The 14,334-nt window shown below is 48.9% G+C and carries 8 protein-coding genes and 2 pseudogenes; 3 read left to right on the plus strand and 7 right to left on the minus strand.

Translation table 11 applies throughout. The features are described from left to right. Positions 1-11: 11 nt before the first annotated feature. The 6 genes and pseudogenes from WLO31_RS15640 to WLO31_RS15665 form a co-directional block, all read right to left on the minus strand. Positions 12-2,686, minus strand: a pseudogene (locus tag WLO31_RS15640) (TrlF family AAA-like ATPase). Between the two features lie 630 nt (positions 2,687-3,316). Further along, positions 3,317-3,862 (minus strand): Mov34/MPN/PAD-1 family protein, encoded by a 546-nt coding sequence (locus tag WLO31_RS15645; RefSeq protein WP_435927540.1) that lies wholly within the window; start codon positions 3,860-3,862, stop codon positions 3,317-3,319. Further along, positions 3,804-5,606, minus strand: coding sequence for a ThiF family adenylyltransferase (locus WLO31_RS15650; RefSeq protein ID WP_435927541.1), 1,803 nt, complete (start codon positions 5,604-5,606; stop codon positions 3,804-3,806). The genes WLO31_RS15645 and WLO31_RS15650 overlap by 59 nt, the downstream gene beginning before the upstream one ends. Then, positions 5,603-6,748, minus strand: coding sequence for an SMODS domain-containing nucleotidyltransferase (locus tag WLO31_RS15655; protein WP_435927542.1), 1,146 nt, complete (start codon positions 6,746-6,748; stop codon positions 5,603-5,605). The genes WLO31_RS15650 and WLO31_RS15655 overlap by 4 nt, the downstream gene beginning before the upstream one ends. Positions 6,749-6,753: 5 nt before the next feature. After that, complete coding sequence (gene cap4, locus WLO31_RS15660) at positions 6,754-8,253, minus strand: CBASS system CD-NTase-associated protein Cap4 (RefSeq protein ID WP_435927544.1); 1,500 nt, start codon at positions 8,251-8,253, stop codon at positions 6,754-6,756. Positions 8,254-8,771: 518 nt separating this feature from the next. Then, positions 8,772-9,689 (minus strand): hypothetical protein, encoded by a 918-nt coding sequence (locus WLO31_RS15665; RefSeq protein WP_435927546.1) that lies wholly within the window; start codon positions 9,687-9,689, stop codon positions 8,772-8,774. Positions 9,690-9,867: 178 nt separating this feature from the next. Here WLO31_RS15665 and WLO31_RS15670 point away from each other — a divergent pair. The 3 genes and pseudogenes from WLO31_RS15670 to WLO31_RS15680 form a co-directional block, all read left to right on the plus strand. Continuing rightward, positions 9,868-10,941: pseudogene (locus tag WLO31_RS15670) on the plus strand (tyrosine-type recombinase/integrase); the annotation flags it as partial. Positions 10,942-11,370: 429 nt separating this feature from the next. Then, the gene (locus tag WLO31_RS15675; protein ID WP_435927548.1) at positions 11,371-12,309 is read left to right on the plus strand and encodes a DUF4760 domain-containing protein; all 939 of its coding nucleotides are present in this window, start codon (positions 11,371-11,373) and stop codon (positions 12,307-12,309) included. 415 nt (positions 12,310-12,724) lie between these two features. Further along, positions 12,725-12,961 carry a hypothetical protein gene (locus tag WLO31_RS15680; RefSeq protein WP_435927549.1) on the plus strand — a complete coding sequence of 79 codons (237 nt, stop codon included), beginning with the start codon at positions 12,725-12,727 and terminating at the stop codon, positions 12,959-12,961. A 9-nt stretch (positions 12,962-12,970) separates the two neighbouring features. Here the strand turns inward: WLO31_RS15680 and WLO31_RS15685 are convergent, their stop codons facing one another. Beyond that, a complete protein-coding gene (locus WLO31_RS15685) occupies positions 12,971-14,329 on the minus strand; it encodes a class-II fumarase/aspartase family protein (protein ID WP_435927550.1) in 1,359 nt (452 codons plus the stop codon). Positions 14,330-14,334: the final 5 nt, after the last annotated feature.

Genomic DNA, 14,334 nt, shown 5'->3' on the forward strand with positions numbered 1-14,334 from the left:
AATGTTCCTATCTAGGGATTGAGCCAGAGCATGCCGTATTTCTGCTCCCGGGCCTCAAATGCGTGGCGCCCCCCTTCAAGCACATCGCAGATTGCCCTTCGCATGCTATTTGGTGCGTCATGATCGCCGTACTCCAGTGCCCCGGCCCGGTAACTGATCACCTCTTCATCGTTTGTGGCAATGATCACCTGTTCTGCATCACAGTTCACCACCAGGTTAGCATTATGAGTCACTATGATAACCTGACGGTACTGTTTGATTTTCCGAAATAACGGCACCAGATTGTGCATGATGAAATCGTTATCCAGATCATCCTCCGGCTGGTCAAAGACAAAAGGTGAACCAAACGCATCCGTAGCAAGTTTGAGGCAGACATAAAAGGTTCCGCGCTGACCGGCAGACAGTTTCTCGACGGTTTTTCCCTTGTATTCAAACTCCGCCCTGACGCTCAGGTATTGCTGGATATGTTCCGGACTGAAGAGGAAGTTTAGGAGGGCATACGGCCCCTGACTATTAAAATACTCACTGCGCCACAGAAATTCTTCAATAGACAGTTTCCTGTCACGGCATTCCGGTAGTGCAATTACGGGAGTATTAGATAGCAGTGCATGTAAATCTGCAATGGTTTGTACCCGGAACACATCGCGCAGCCGTTCAACAGACGTCTGTTCAGTGGAAGCCCTGAACCGGCCGCGGTTCATATGATCCAGCATGCCGTTGTAAAACGCCGCCACATCAAAATGAGGCCGGCCATAAATACGAATGTCCGTCAGAATATCCTGGATTAGCGCCTGTTGATCGTGGGTCAGGTGCTGTCTGGTAGCCAGCGAGGCATAGGCAGCATCGATAACCGCCTGCCTTGCCAGCAGCGTGTCAATAAACGCGGTAGCCAGTTCGCCTCGCTGGAGTAACACCTGCTGATATTGTGTCTCCCGGGTGTCGATAGTCCCTAGGTGTGCCTCAGCTCGATCCGCCTGCAGCTGATATTCCTGCACCTTCTCCAGCAATCCCGGGATATCTTGACCCAGCCCCTGCTCCTGAAACGACGCAATAATACGGTGATTATCCTCGGCAAGCCGGGCAGTATGCTCGTCAATGCTAGCCTGCTTTGCCCCGACAGCGGCGGCCAGCAATGACAGATCAGGGTACGGGATAACTGTGCCGTCATCGACGGCAGTATTGACGGCGTCAATCTTTGTAATCAGATCTCGGGCGGCAGTCTCAATCGCTGTTTGCAGCCCGGAGGTGTGTTTTCTGGCCTGTGCCAGGGTGGCCTGCTGGCCGCTGTTGTCACGAAACTGCGCGATCAGCTCCCTGTTACGGGTGCTGGTCAGGACATCAATTTTTTCACGGGCCGTTCTCGCCAGTGCTTCCTGAAATGCTCGTGTATTGATTGACTCATTACGCTCATTTTTATAGGTAAGAAACTCACGCCATACACGCCAAGCACTGAGATTTTCGTTCAGTTGAATACCCGTACTGCCAGCCTCATGATGAGGAGATAGTCGCAGCATTTTTTTAATCTCATCGCTGATAAGACCGGGCTCTTGGCAGAGTTTTTTGATTTCGCCCTGCGATACATGGAGGTATTCATATCCTTCTGAATGTGCATCAAAGCGCACCTTTTCCCCGTTAGCCTTGTCCAGTTCAACGCAGAGATTCTGCACGTTCACCGCACGTTGCTCACTTCCCCTAGCGGCGGCTCCGGCAAACCGGGAACGAAGCGCATCTAGGAGCAGACTTTTTCCGGTTCCCCGGCCTCCGATAATGGCGACCATGTCCTGGCTCAGGGGGATTGCCAGTTGCCGGAAACGGATCTCTTGCCCATTAAATATTGTCCCTTCCACCTCGATCTTACTGAAGTGGGCCTTGGGTGTGCGGGTAGCCAGCCAGTCATCACCTATCCTCAGCCGCGACTCGGGTTCAAGCAGAGCCTGCCGGAGTCCCTCAAAGGTAGGCATCGCCTTTACCCACGTATAACGCCCGCCAATCTGTGCCACGCTGTGCGCGTCCGAACATAGAAAAACGGGTTTGATTGTGGCACCGGGATAACGGTCGCTTCGCAGATAAAATTCACGATCGGCGGCACCACCGAAAATTATCTGTCCTTGGCGGTCAATCTCAGTCGCGGCGGCTGCGGACCGTCCGGTGGACCCTGGACGATATCCGCCGTAGCCGTTGGGGCACACGGCAATAAGAAAATCTTGGAATGGACGCAACGCGGAATTAAGATGAGAAGTCAGCTCTGACAGAGCAACCGTGATGGTATCGACAGCGTGTCCGCTGTCGCCAACGCTTTTCTCACAGCAATAGACATTCTTCCCCCGCCATCCGTCAGCCTGATCGGAAGGCGGGAAAGGGCTTCATTGATACGCTCGGTTGATAGCTTTTCAGAAAAAAGAATATGGATGTTAATGAACTGGTCATCCCGATTCTGCTGATCGAGACGAAATTCCACGTTGGCTAGTACCGTTATCTCCAGACTCTGCCGGGCAATCTCTTCCCGGATGATTTCCAGTTCATTCTGTCGGAAATAAAAGTAGTTCGTTACGGCGATGAGGGAAAGTTGATGCTCCCCCAGCGTGCGAACATAATTTTCAATATCGTCCGGAGTAAAGTTGTTTGCCAGCCACGTCAGGGGACAGTGGATGTGTAAATCCCATTTATTCCATTGTGAGCCAATCACTGGCGGATCCTTCATACAGAAAGTGTATCCGCCATCTTAATGGGGTTAAAACATCCCGGCTACGGGATTAACGCAATCACGTGAAGCAGATTTGATCCGGCGCGCTTTTTTCATTTACTGAGAGCAGAAAAATGAAGTAACCCGTGCCCCAGAGATAAGATATCTGAAGTGTTTTTTTTGGCCGATGATACGACCTTTGTTCCATGGTGCCTTGTTCATACTTAAATCCCCCAAATTGCAGAAGGTCTGAGTATGGTTGTCCCTCATGAGCGAAAAGCGGACAGTGATGACAGTATTCTTTTTGAATCAACGGCAGGGCAGATGGTAATGACACAGGCTTTATGGTCTGGTAATGGTCGCTCTGAAAGCGATCATTCCTGCAATCCCGCGTTTTCTTGTTTCGGAAAGCGGTTTATAAGCGTGTGTGGTTTGTATTAAGCACCTCAACCGAAATCGTTCATGGAACCAATGATTAAGTGACGCCGCACACAATGAACACTTCGGCTCGCTGGCCAGCCTGAGTTTCTGTCGGCTGAGCGAACCGGCAGAGCACGAAGCTCAGCCGGGCCGCAAAAAGTGGTGTTTCGGGCCTGAAGACCATGGTCTGTTGAAGAACAACGGGGACAGATATTAAATCTGGACCTCTCGCAGTCTGATGGGAGCGTCTCCTCTGGGGAATACACTGGCACTGAGACTGTAAGAGCCTGCTGGATCCCCTCCGAGTATGATCATTACAGGCTCTAGGCACTGGTAACCAGGGTTTGCTGCAATGCTTGTCATGGACCTGAAGTCATCACCACTGGGCTCGGGTGAGCCTCCTGGGTGAAAATGCCACTCACCAACGTAATACAATCCTTTTTTCCAGCGGGTATGAAGTAATGACCTCAGCCCTCTGACGCCGCGCTGAAATGTACTCCGGCCAGCGAGTGAATCCGCTGGACGGGTCGTGGCTTCCACGATCATTGCCGTAGAACTGTCTTCGCTGTATGAGCCAATCAGAATGCCACCTGTTTCATTTACGCCAGCTTTAAGACATTCGGAAACCATCTGCTCAATGGTTGAGGAGCTAATGACGACCGTATAAAAAAGTGCACCCTCACTCGAAAAATTCGCATCTTTAATACTCATGCGGCTCTCTCTCGATAGTGCCATCAGGCATCTGCTTAAAATATTCATAGATTCTCCCTGGCGCACTGACCACCCGGCAAATGAATTTTGTACCGACGGCCGCCCATAACTGTACGTCATCGGCACGGGCCGGAAATACAGGATGCCAGCACCCGATGCCTTCTATTCTCGCCTCATCCATCTCGATCTCAGGTGACGCCGAGGCGTCGAAGCGGCTGGAAGCATCCTTCACCGGAAACGTTGTTTCACTGGCAGCAAACGCAAATAAACCTTCAGCCCGCCATGTCATAGCGAGGCTGATAAATATTTTTTCACTTTGCCAGTCAAATGCCGCCAGTGATTTAAGAACACCATCATCACCGGTACAATCAATGATCACGTCGTACTGACGCAGTGAGTTTTTTGCGACCTCACTCTCAGGGGGAAACGCGCAGCTGAATGAACGTGCACTTGCGTCAGGCAGAATACGATTCAGATGTTCAACCAGCGCGGCCGCTTTGTTATGGCCAACTGACGTCATTGTCAGGGCGTGACGGCTCAGATTTCCGGTCTGTAGGAGGTCTGCGTCCAGAATGCCCTGGCTGACAACACCCATGCGCATCAGGTTTTCTGCAATCATGCTGCCCAGTGAGCCTGCACCGATTATCAGCACCTTTTTGCTCCGAATGTCGTTGGCTGCTTCGCCACGTGTTCTGAGCTGGTCGGCAGCCCAGTTCTGCGTCCTCACCCACCTGATGGGCTCTTGGGAAAGTGGCTGTTCGCGATCCCAGGCTCTGCGATTTCGTTCCGTTGGGCGGAATCCGGGGCGTTTTGTCATTGTATTACTGAGACCGGCCAGACGCAGCGCCAGCCAGTGAATGCGCGCTGGCTCATCTCCAATTTTGTTTTCCAGCGGAAAACCCAGCAAGAGTAATCCGGGCGCGCGTTGCTTGCGCAGTGTTCTGACAGAACGCCCAATATCTGAAAAGAGGTCCGGCAGTGATAACCCCCATTGTGCGAAGCAATGGTTGAGCTCCTGCCAGGTCCTGGGGGCCTGCCAAGGAGCCAGAACGGGAAGGGTAGGCAAAACAGACCACACTACGTTCGTTGTTCTCGCGCCTTTGCGCATGAACGGGGACCATTTGGTTGTCCAGATTAGCTTTCCTTTGTTATCAAAAAACTCACGCAAAAAGCGGGTACCGCGCGCACCGGGCAATCCAGTGCTGCTTGCAAACCCCCATTCTCCTGTTTTCGATGCCCAGAAAGGGAGATCATCAGTCTGTTCGCTAAAATCGATCACCGTAAAGGGTGACTGACCGGGGAAGGCGGGGAGTTCAACAGCATCCCCGGTTGTGGCCAGTTTGTCCTGTGCAGCGGCATCTATCCAGAGCAGCAGCCTGCTGAGTCGCCAACTGATTCTGTCGAGTAATGCTTCGGGTTCCTGCCCCCATAAGTTACGACCAAATGCGGCGGGCGTATTCTCAAGGCACGGATTTCCTGATGTCCATTCGCGAGTAGACGCATCCGAAAAGTTGTAGTTTTGATGCTGAAACGTTGCAGATATACCTTCCGATTTATCGGGATAGACCTCTATGCGTATCTGAGCCTCTTCCTGCCAGAGGACCAGATGCCAGACGCTGTTGTCTGGCATGAACCTGGAGCAGGGTACGGAAAGCCCGGCGGTGAATTTAAGCGACCATCTCTTGTCAGCAGAGAGCGCCCAAGCATTGTTCGTCCGCATCCTGGGATCATTATTGATAAGGGTGAGCGCTGTCTGCAGCTCTCCTGGCACCTGCTGAACGACTGTACTCAAGCGAAGCGCCCGGTTTTCTGTGGTTCAGCTGGTTTACTTGGCACTGTAAATCTACCATTGCGATCGCCGCCCTGAGGACCGGGTAAAGGAAATTTGGATCCGAACAGTTGGCGCCAGAGTTCTGCACTTTCCTGAGGATCCTGAGACGCCAGCGCGTTACGGGCAATTTCCGCCGCACCCGCAATACCCTCATAAAATGAACAGAAATCGTCGGTTGATAAGCGCGCCATCACGTCATGTTCTTCAACGCCGTGATCTGGCAAACACGGCTTACCTTTCTGGCTGTAAATGTCTGCCCAACGGCACAAAAAAGTGTCCAACAGCTGAACCAGACCTTTGCCCATTGAGGTGGTTCCATTATCCAGAGCGTTACCAATCAGATGCTCCAGCGGATAGCCTTTAGGGTATTTCGGCAGGTTTTCGCTGTTCTGCTGTCGCCACCATTTCACCGCCCTGACAAGGTTGATGTAGTGACCGTTGCAAACTCGGTTTTTCTCAGCGGTCCATCTGATCTGCGCGAGAGGATGCGTCCGGCCCCACTCATTTTTTTCCCTGTCAGGTAGCACTAACGGGTGCGCTTTCCATTCTGAAGCGGGGGCGTCCTCTACCTGCGCACTGTTGCTCTCAGACAACCATCCCGTATTTGGGGACCAGCTTTTATTCAGGCGCCAGTCAGTTTGCTCTTCCAGAGAGTTAACAGTCAGAACTGACTCTGACTTATAGAGCTGTTCAAGATGGCTTTTTTCTGTCCCTGACTCTGGGATGGCGGTGATCACCAGGTCCAGTTCGACATAGGAGAGGGTAATACCAAAAGAGCGCCCCTGAGTTTCCCATTTACCTGGGTAATACTTGTCGAGGAATGGGATGAACAGGTCCATTGCATCAGTGGGAGACATCCGGGTATGGTCAAGATTGGTCACCACGACAATATCAACATCAGGGCGCTTATCGCCGAGCGGACGGATTGCCGTTGAACGACGAATGCTGCCCTGCAGGAACGTTGATACGACAATTTCCTTGAGTGGTTCGAAATTCTTCAGGCGCTCGCGCAGTGTCCTTGCACCACTTTTCCAGTCTTCCTTCTGTGTATCAGTCGGCCTGATATTTGCTAAAAATTCGTTGAACTGAGGTTGAAGTTCCATGGTGATTAAACCTTAAATGAAGGAAGGTAGGAGCCATCTCGTTGGCGTTGAAAGTCAAACTCGTAAAAGACGCATGTCCCAAGAAAATCAGTGTGCTGGCCAAGATAAAAATTAACGGCATTTGGCGCAGCGCTGAAAATATGCAGGCTTGCCTCAACCGGTAAATCTGCATCCGTAACTACATCGGATACCTGTTCGGCAAGCGCTACGGCATGTGAACCGTTTTTCACAGATCGTTGCCCGTGCCCGTTTGCGGGGGTTACGTGAATGATACGTCCTATGTCAGGCTGATTTTCGAGTATGTATGCGCGCGCTTTTGGCAGCGCATTTCTCGCAATGCTGAGCACTACAGCGACATCGCTTCCGGTTCCGACAGTCTCGGTTTCGATAACCGCATCAGGTTCACCCTGCGATTCGTTCTCAGACCAGATGGAGTCGCCCATCCTCCCTTTCTGGACCAGTTCGATTTCTACGCCTGACTTGTGACCAAGACATTTTCCGGCAAGCATTGCAATGGAGCTGTGGGTATTTAGATACAGCCGAACTTTACGCTCCGTCTGCCTTATACCTGTGAGGAAGGTTTCTACTTGGGGCTTAATAACATCATTCCACTCAATGCCAGGGGAGGGAAATCGACCTTCGAAGAGAGAAAGCAGGGAGAGTGTGTGTTCCGGAAGCGCATCCATTATGTCCAATGGTCCATCGCTGAAAGAGCGTAGCGCAACATTTCTGAAGCTTTCAGGTGCTTCCGATCTGAGCCAGTTCTCTTCCACGCAAAGGGCTTTGAACTGCTCTCGGGTAAAGCGATAACGTTCCTTACTGCGTAAGGCACGCGCAGCGCCATCGAAACGGAAGTCCGAACTTGTTTCGCAGGTTATCAAGCCAATGATCTGGAAGCAGGTATTAACTTTTTCACGCATCGCTTCAAGCGTGGGCTGTGACTGCTGAATGTGAAAACCAGAAAGCACCTGCTCCAGCTCCTGGTCCGTGGAAAGCTTAAGATGTTGGCGCCAGAGCTTGCGAACCTTTCCCTTACGGCTCCTGTCGGTCGTGCCATCAAACAACTTATCGAGTCGTATTGAGCCATCCACATTGCTGATTATTTCACCAAGTGGGTCCTCATCGATAATTCGATCTGTCGTCACAAGATGAAAAGCAGAGTTGGCAGGCTCAGTTCCTTTTGCCTGTTTTAGCCTTTCAAGGATCGAGAAGGTTTCAGCACCAATGAATGCAGGGTCAATCAGGTCCTCGAATCCGAAGCTAGCGGCTTGTGTAACGTGAAACTTGATTTGATAGTAATCGGCCTGAATCCGTTCGGGCCCGGTGCTGCGGCGGGGGGGATTATAACGCGTAATTACGTCATCAAAGGCTTTAGGGCCATCGGCTTCATAGGAAACTTCTACGACGAAATCTTGTTGGGGATTTTTAAGCCGGGATGCCTCAATCCAGAAATACCGAGCCTGATAATCATGACCGTGCCAGTTAGCCAATACAGAAGTCGCCATGAGATTCCTCCCAAATAACAGTAATATTTTGAAACTATCACGTCAGAGGATACTGTTCAAGAAGACAGTGTTTATTGCAGGTTCTGGAATTCATTAACGACTCATGTGTATTTAAATAATTGATATTACTATTAAATAAAAGGTTGTAAAAAATAATATCAATCAGACTTCAGTTAAACTGAAGAACTAAATTTTTTTAATTCCCATATGATCCTTGAAAAAGAGCATTTAACTGCAGACTTCTGCAGGATGATCAACTATTGAACAAAATGACATTGATCAAAGGTGTGATTATTGACTGTGTATTCAAGACACAAGAGTCATCATACCTAGTGCCCCTTCGGCTCCCCGGGTCGTCAGCCCGACTGCGCTTACCGGCAGGCCGGTAAATTTCACCGAACTGCTTGAGTAGGCATTTCGCGCCTGCGGCTGAGGTCAGATGGCGTTTAGGTAAAGCCCGTTTCCAGAACCTTATCTCGTTGATTCATTGCCGATGAGTTGAAGAAACAGCCGAAATATCATGAAACTTTTTTACGAAGCCATCTTGATAAACCACTGTCCAGAATGAGTCCTGCTAACTTGTCGGGGCCGATTAACGTGATGCCTTCGGCTTTGATATTTTCGGATAACGGTCCGCTGTGCCAGATAAAAAACATCCGTTCATAGGCACTGGTTTCTCTGAACCGTTTTGCGTAATCACTGAAAGCATGTGCGTCCGCATATGATTTAATCTGAACAAAAGCTTTCTCGCTGGTGGTGGGGGATTCAAGCTCAAGATCCAGCGTTTTTTGGGTTTTACCGACAATACTGGTGCGCCGCCACCCGCTGGTTGAAAAAACAAGGTCTACCAGTAGCTCGAAATCCTGCCAGGTCAGCATTTGGCACAGATTTTTTATCGCGGCCAGGTACGTTACTTCAGCCTGCTTAGCATCAGACACCGCAGGGAGATCTTCATCATTGATTTTTCGCACAACGTAATCATGTGCGCTTACGTTACAGATCGTACCCCGATACCCCTGAACCTTTAACAGGTCTCCGCTCAGATGATCCGTGGTTAATCGCGCGCCCCCAACACTGGTGTTTTGCCACCCCTCTATCGTTTTTCTGACCCGGCTACTATCTGCCAGTACCTCAACCGGCCCCACGGGTCGACACCAGTAAAGAAATCCCCCCCTGATGGTAATGAATAGTGTATCTTCATCTGCCGTGTAGAAAGTTTTGATCTGCCTGACGTCACTGCTGGCGCTGGCCTTATTTCCCTTCCGCTCTTGAAGCCATATCTTGTGAACTTCTTCCCATCGGTCGTCAACGCAAAGATTGTCCGGGGTTTTATGATAACCAAACCGAAGCGTGCCCTCCGACAGGCACTGCTGCTCCCATTCACCTGCCTCACCAAGTTTGATGAACTGAACTGTTGCGGGGCTGATTTTTTCCATAATTTTCCGGGGGTATAAGGTATCTGCTGTTATAAAACACGAGATATTCTGGTATTTCAACGCAAACAAGTCATCTGTCGTGAGAGGGCTATGCAAACAACTACACTCTATGTCATTGGAAATGGCTTCGATCTCAGGCATAACATCCCTGACTTGCTCCCGGCAAACTAACATAGCACGATGTAAGCAAGTTCCGCTTTCTAATCTGGATGTGACAACCAAAAACCTGAAATACGCCGAGCGCATACTCGGCGAAATCCATAATAAAATTGAGCGAGGGACCTTCAATTATGCTGAGCACTTCCCCCGCTCGCCACGCCTCAAATTGTTTGGCAACGCAGCTGCTGGAAAAAAAGTGAAAACGTACCTGGATGAATATCTGGGGATCTGCGAAACCCGTAAGTTATCGCCCTCGACAATTGGCGGATATAAAAAGTGCCGGAGCGCACTTTCAAAATTTCATATGCTCCCGGCCAGTGAGCTTACGCCAGCAGCACTTAAAACGTAGATACAAAGCCAGACTACGGCACTTAAAACCATTCGAAACCAGCTGTCATTTATGCGATCAGCTCTCGATGAAGCAGTTACTGATGGTGTGTTGCAGATTAACCCTGTATCGCTCGTTACAGCTTCACGTTACCAGGAGAAAAAATCCACCAGCGAAAGTGAATACATCGTTGATCCGATGTCGCCGGATGAAACGAATTCCATTTATCAAAGTTGCAGATATTCCGAATGGGTTAATACCTTCCGTTTTGCTTTCAACACCGGTGTTCGCCCTTCTGAGCTCTGTGCATTACGTTGGGTTGGTATCGACTTTGTAAGTAACACTGCTCATGTCCAGAATGCCAGTGTGGTTGGAGTGATAAAAGGAACAAAGACCAAAGCCGGAACTCGAAAGGTTGAACTGAATGATGAGGCGCTGCGTTCACTCCAGGAACAAAAACAGCATACCTTTATGCGTAGCGAATACATCTTTAGCGATCCGAAAACAGGTAAGCCCTGGGCCAGCGCCGACGCTATACGAAAGAAGGCTTGGGTGCCGGTTTTGAAGAAAGCTGGGATCCGATATCGCAACCCATACCAGACCAGGCACACGTTCGCGACCAGGCATATCAGCCAAGGCGTAAACCTTTTTTGGCTAGCAGGGCAAATGGGGCACAAAGGTCCTGAGATGTTGTTTCGTCATTATGGCTCTTATCTTCAGTCCTATGTTGGCCGCTCAGTCATAAAGAACCTTTCGAAGAGCTGATATCCTAATTTGTACAATCAAAATTGTAATCTGAAGGTTCTGCTACAATATGAGGTATGTGAAGATAAAAAAAGCATAACAGAATGCTTTAACCTATTGATTTTAAATAAATTTAAACCATTCAACAACTTTATTTTTGCATAGTTATATTGACATTGCCTAAGCGAATGAATCCATTGCATTTTATTCGCAATAGAAAGTGCGTCCGGATATCAAATCCGCTTGATTAAGTATCAACTAAATTGATATCCTATGGCCATTACAGCAAGATTAAAAACTTTTACTTACTTTTCAGTGACTTAATAACGGGTGAAGGCGGAGCATATTATGAAAAATACATTTACAGTCGGTTTCGGTGAAGGTTAAGACCTATCATTGTCAACCTAAATGAAAGATGATTTAAGGCCTCCCATGATGGAGGCCTTTTAAATGGGGCAGAGAAAAGTGGCAAAAACACTGGTAAGCATAACAACAACTCTTTTTGTAGTGATGATGATCATACGGTCTGTCTTCACGCTCATCTATCCCAAAGCTTTGCCATTCAACATGGCCATTATCGACTGGCTTGTAGTTGGTGCAGCCGCAGCCGCAGCTATATCGAGCATTTTTTGCTTCATCCAAAAACGATACCCAGACACTTCAGAATTTCTGCCAATGTTCAGTATGGTATGTTTTCTTATCGTACTGATCGGATACGCAATCCTTCGCTACTTACCAACATATCAAACTTCCCTTTCTATCATTGTCACCGGCATGCTAGTTGGAATGGGTTGGTGGATTCAGTGTATAACCTCAGCGGCAAACACCCGTAGATCTCATACGCTTAACATGATTATCAATACTCGTACGAGTCCCGAGTATCAAAAACAACTGAGGTCAAGCACTAGAATTTACCGAGGCATGCGATATGTACCACAAGAACTGTCTGAGTGGCGCTGCAATCCAGACAAAGAAGAGTATAAAAACATGCGCGTCCCAGAAGAGTACAAAGATGCTATCAATGGACTGCTTTATATTCTCAATTACTTCGAATTTTTAGCTCAAGGCATCAAATTTAAGGACCTAGATGACGAACTTTTAAAAGAGTGTTTCTCGAGTTTTCTTAAGGGAATTGAGCGCAGAGGATTTCATATGATATTAGAATCTCAAAAGCAAGATCCGGCTGCATTCGAGGGGATTACCTACCTTTCAAAAAAATGGAACGGTTCCTCATTTGTTGAGAAGCATAGAGCAAATCCTAACACCGGGGAGCTAGGTATCTGCTACCCAACAAATGAACTGGTTGAATTAATGGTTCAAGGAAAAGACTTGAATAATCCAGAAGGACATAATCTTGTACCGATTAATCAAATCCAGCCAGGGGCATGAGAAAAAGCTAAAACCAATGTGACTGCAAATGGACTTCAAAGGTGCCGCAAAGGATACGCATTGAAAAATAAGTTAAAATAAATCCAATAAATCATTAAGTTAAATATTAGCTGACGCGGGTTCAACTCCCGCCAGCACCAAAATTCTCCATCGGTGATTACCAGAGTCATCCGATGAAGTCCTGAGAGCCCGCACGGCGCAAGCCCTGCGGGCTTTTTTGTGCCCTCAATTTGTCCCGCGAAGTCTGATGCCAACTAATTAAATCCGAACCTTTTAGGCACCTTGTTAGGCACCTCAGAAAGCTTTATTGTTTTTGAGGTGCCTAAAACTATGGAAATCCGGCAATGGCAAGACAAACCAAACCTCTATCCGTTAAAGAAATCCGCCAAACCCAAGGAAGCGGACTACGTTCTCTATGATGGCGGTGGGCACGGTTGTTGCCGTTTTAAAAATGGATACGGTTCGCATAATGACCTCCTGGATTTATGCCCCCTGGTCCCATCTGCATATGCTCAATATAGGCAGATGGGTGGCATATAGAGATGGCAGGCCTGTCCATTTTTCTTTCTTTTTTACTGAAGATCCGAAAAAGGCAAAAGCGGAAAATAAAAAAGGCCGCTTCTGGCGACCTTTTATACCGTTTAAACACTGACCGGAACTGCTACTCCTGTGCCTGTGCAACTCCTCGCGCTCTTTGAGCCTGCTCAAGTGCAATATTAGCTGCCTCACCGGTATAATTATGAGGTATCAGCATTTGCTTCAGTTCATCTGTGGTAAACAGGGCGGAGACTTGTTTATCTTTCTGCAAGCACTGCATAAATTCTTTGCCGTTCAGGTTCGCATCAATGGCCATTTCATAAACTTTGGCATGGGCCTGATCCTTTCCGAGCGTACTGGCCAGTTGCATCATGACGAATTCACTGTTATCCAGACCGTGATTGATCTCAGCATTAGCGGACATTTTTTGAGGATTAACATGCAGGCAACGCGTCAGTTCTTCAGCCCGGAGTACAATCTCCGTCATTAGCTGCAGTGCTTCATGCAGAGAAGATTCAAGCAGCATGTACGCTGAACTGTCGGCTTCATATGGCCGGCAGCAGGCAGACATCATTACAGCAGGCAGGGAGTAGAGTTTCTGAGCGTTGGCGATAATGCCCTTTGCCAGTTTCGGATTTATTTTATGTGGCATGGTACTACTTCCGACGGTACCGGCGCGGAAACCTTCAATAACTTCGCCGATCTCTTCCAGCGTGGTCGCATAGACCTCTTCAGCCATCTTATGGCATACGCTGGCAAGCAGGGATAACGCCATCACATACTCTACTTTATGCGTACCGATATTACGTGAAGGGACAGACATTTCCTGCATATTCAAAAGCCCGGCTACACGTGTCTGAACTTTGCGGCCGGTATTCCCGCTGGCGTTGAAGGCTCCGACAGCACCGCCCATCATCACCCGGAAAACCCGTTTTTCGCTTTCCTCCAGGCGCGCAGCAGCGGAAAGTATCTCATCGATCCACACGGCGACTTTAAAACCGTATGTGATGGGAATGGCATGACGACCATGGGTCCGGCCAGGCATAACTGTCTGAGCGTGTTGCTCTGCCAGGGCGGCGAGATTGTGCAGAATGTCATGAGTGACGACCAGAAACTTATTGTGTACTTTTCTGGTAACCAGTAGCTGTGCGCTTTGCTGGATATTCTGTGTTGTCACTCCCAGATGTACATATTTGCCGCTGTCGCCCGGACAAGCCCTGACCAGCGCTTTCAGAAAAGGAACAAAACCGTGGCCGATTTTTTCCTGTAACTTCTGTACTTCTTCAAGATCAATATTTTTAAGTTGGCAGGCTGAGGCTATTTGCGCTGCAGCCTCGCGGGGGATAACCCCCAGTTCTCCCTGTGCAGTCGCCAGCGCGGCCTCTACATCAAGCCAGGATTGATATTTATGGTCATCACTCAACAGAGCTCGGATGCCGCGATCGTCCATTGATTTAGTTTTAGAATCAAATAAAGCACTCATATCAC

This window comes from Dryocola sharpae (genome assembly GCF_051307055.1).
In the GTDB taxonomy this organism is placed as follows: domain Bacteria; phylum Pseudomonadota; class Gammaproteobacteria; order Enterobacterales; family Enterobacteriaceae; genus Dryocola.

What these genes read in the sequence shown, in the direction of transcription:
- WLO31_RS15645 (WP_435927540.1), bottom strand. Translation starts at nt 3,862, where the DNA reads ATGAATATTTTAAGCAGATGCCTGATGGCACTATCGAGAGAGAGCCGC.
- WLO31_RS15655 (WP_435927542.1), bottom strand. Translation starts at nt 6,748, where the DNA reads ATGGAACTTCAACCTCAGTTCAACGAATTTTTAGCAAATATCAGGCCG.
- cap4 (WP_435927544.1), bottom strand. Translation starts at nt 8,253, where the DNA reads ATGGCGACTTCTGTATTGGCTAACTGGCACGGTCATGATTATCAGGCT.
- WLO31_RS15665 (WP_435927546.1), bottom strand. Translation starts at nt 9,689, where the DNA reads ATGGAAAAAATCAGCCCCGCAACAGTTCAGTTCATCAAACTTGGTGAG.
- WLO31_RS15675 (WP_435927548.1), top strand. Translation starts at nt 11,371, where the DNA reads ATGGGGCAGAGAAAAGTGGCAAAAACACTGGTAAGCATAACAACAACT.
- WLO31_RS15680 (WP_435927549.1), top strand. Translation starts at nt 12,725, where the DNA reads ATGATGGCGGTGGGCACGGTTGTTGCCGTTTTAAAAATGGATACGGTT.
- WLO31_RS15685 (WP_435927550.1), bottom strand. Translation starts at nt 14,329, where the DNA reads ATGAGTGCTTTATTTGATTCTAAAACTAAATCAATGGACGATCGCGGC.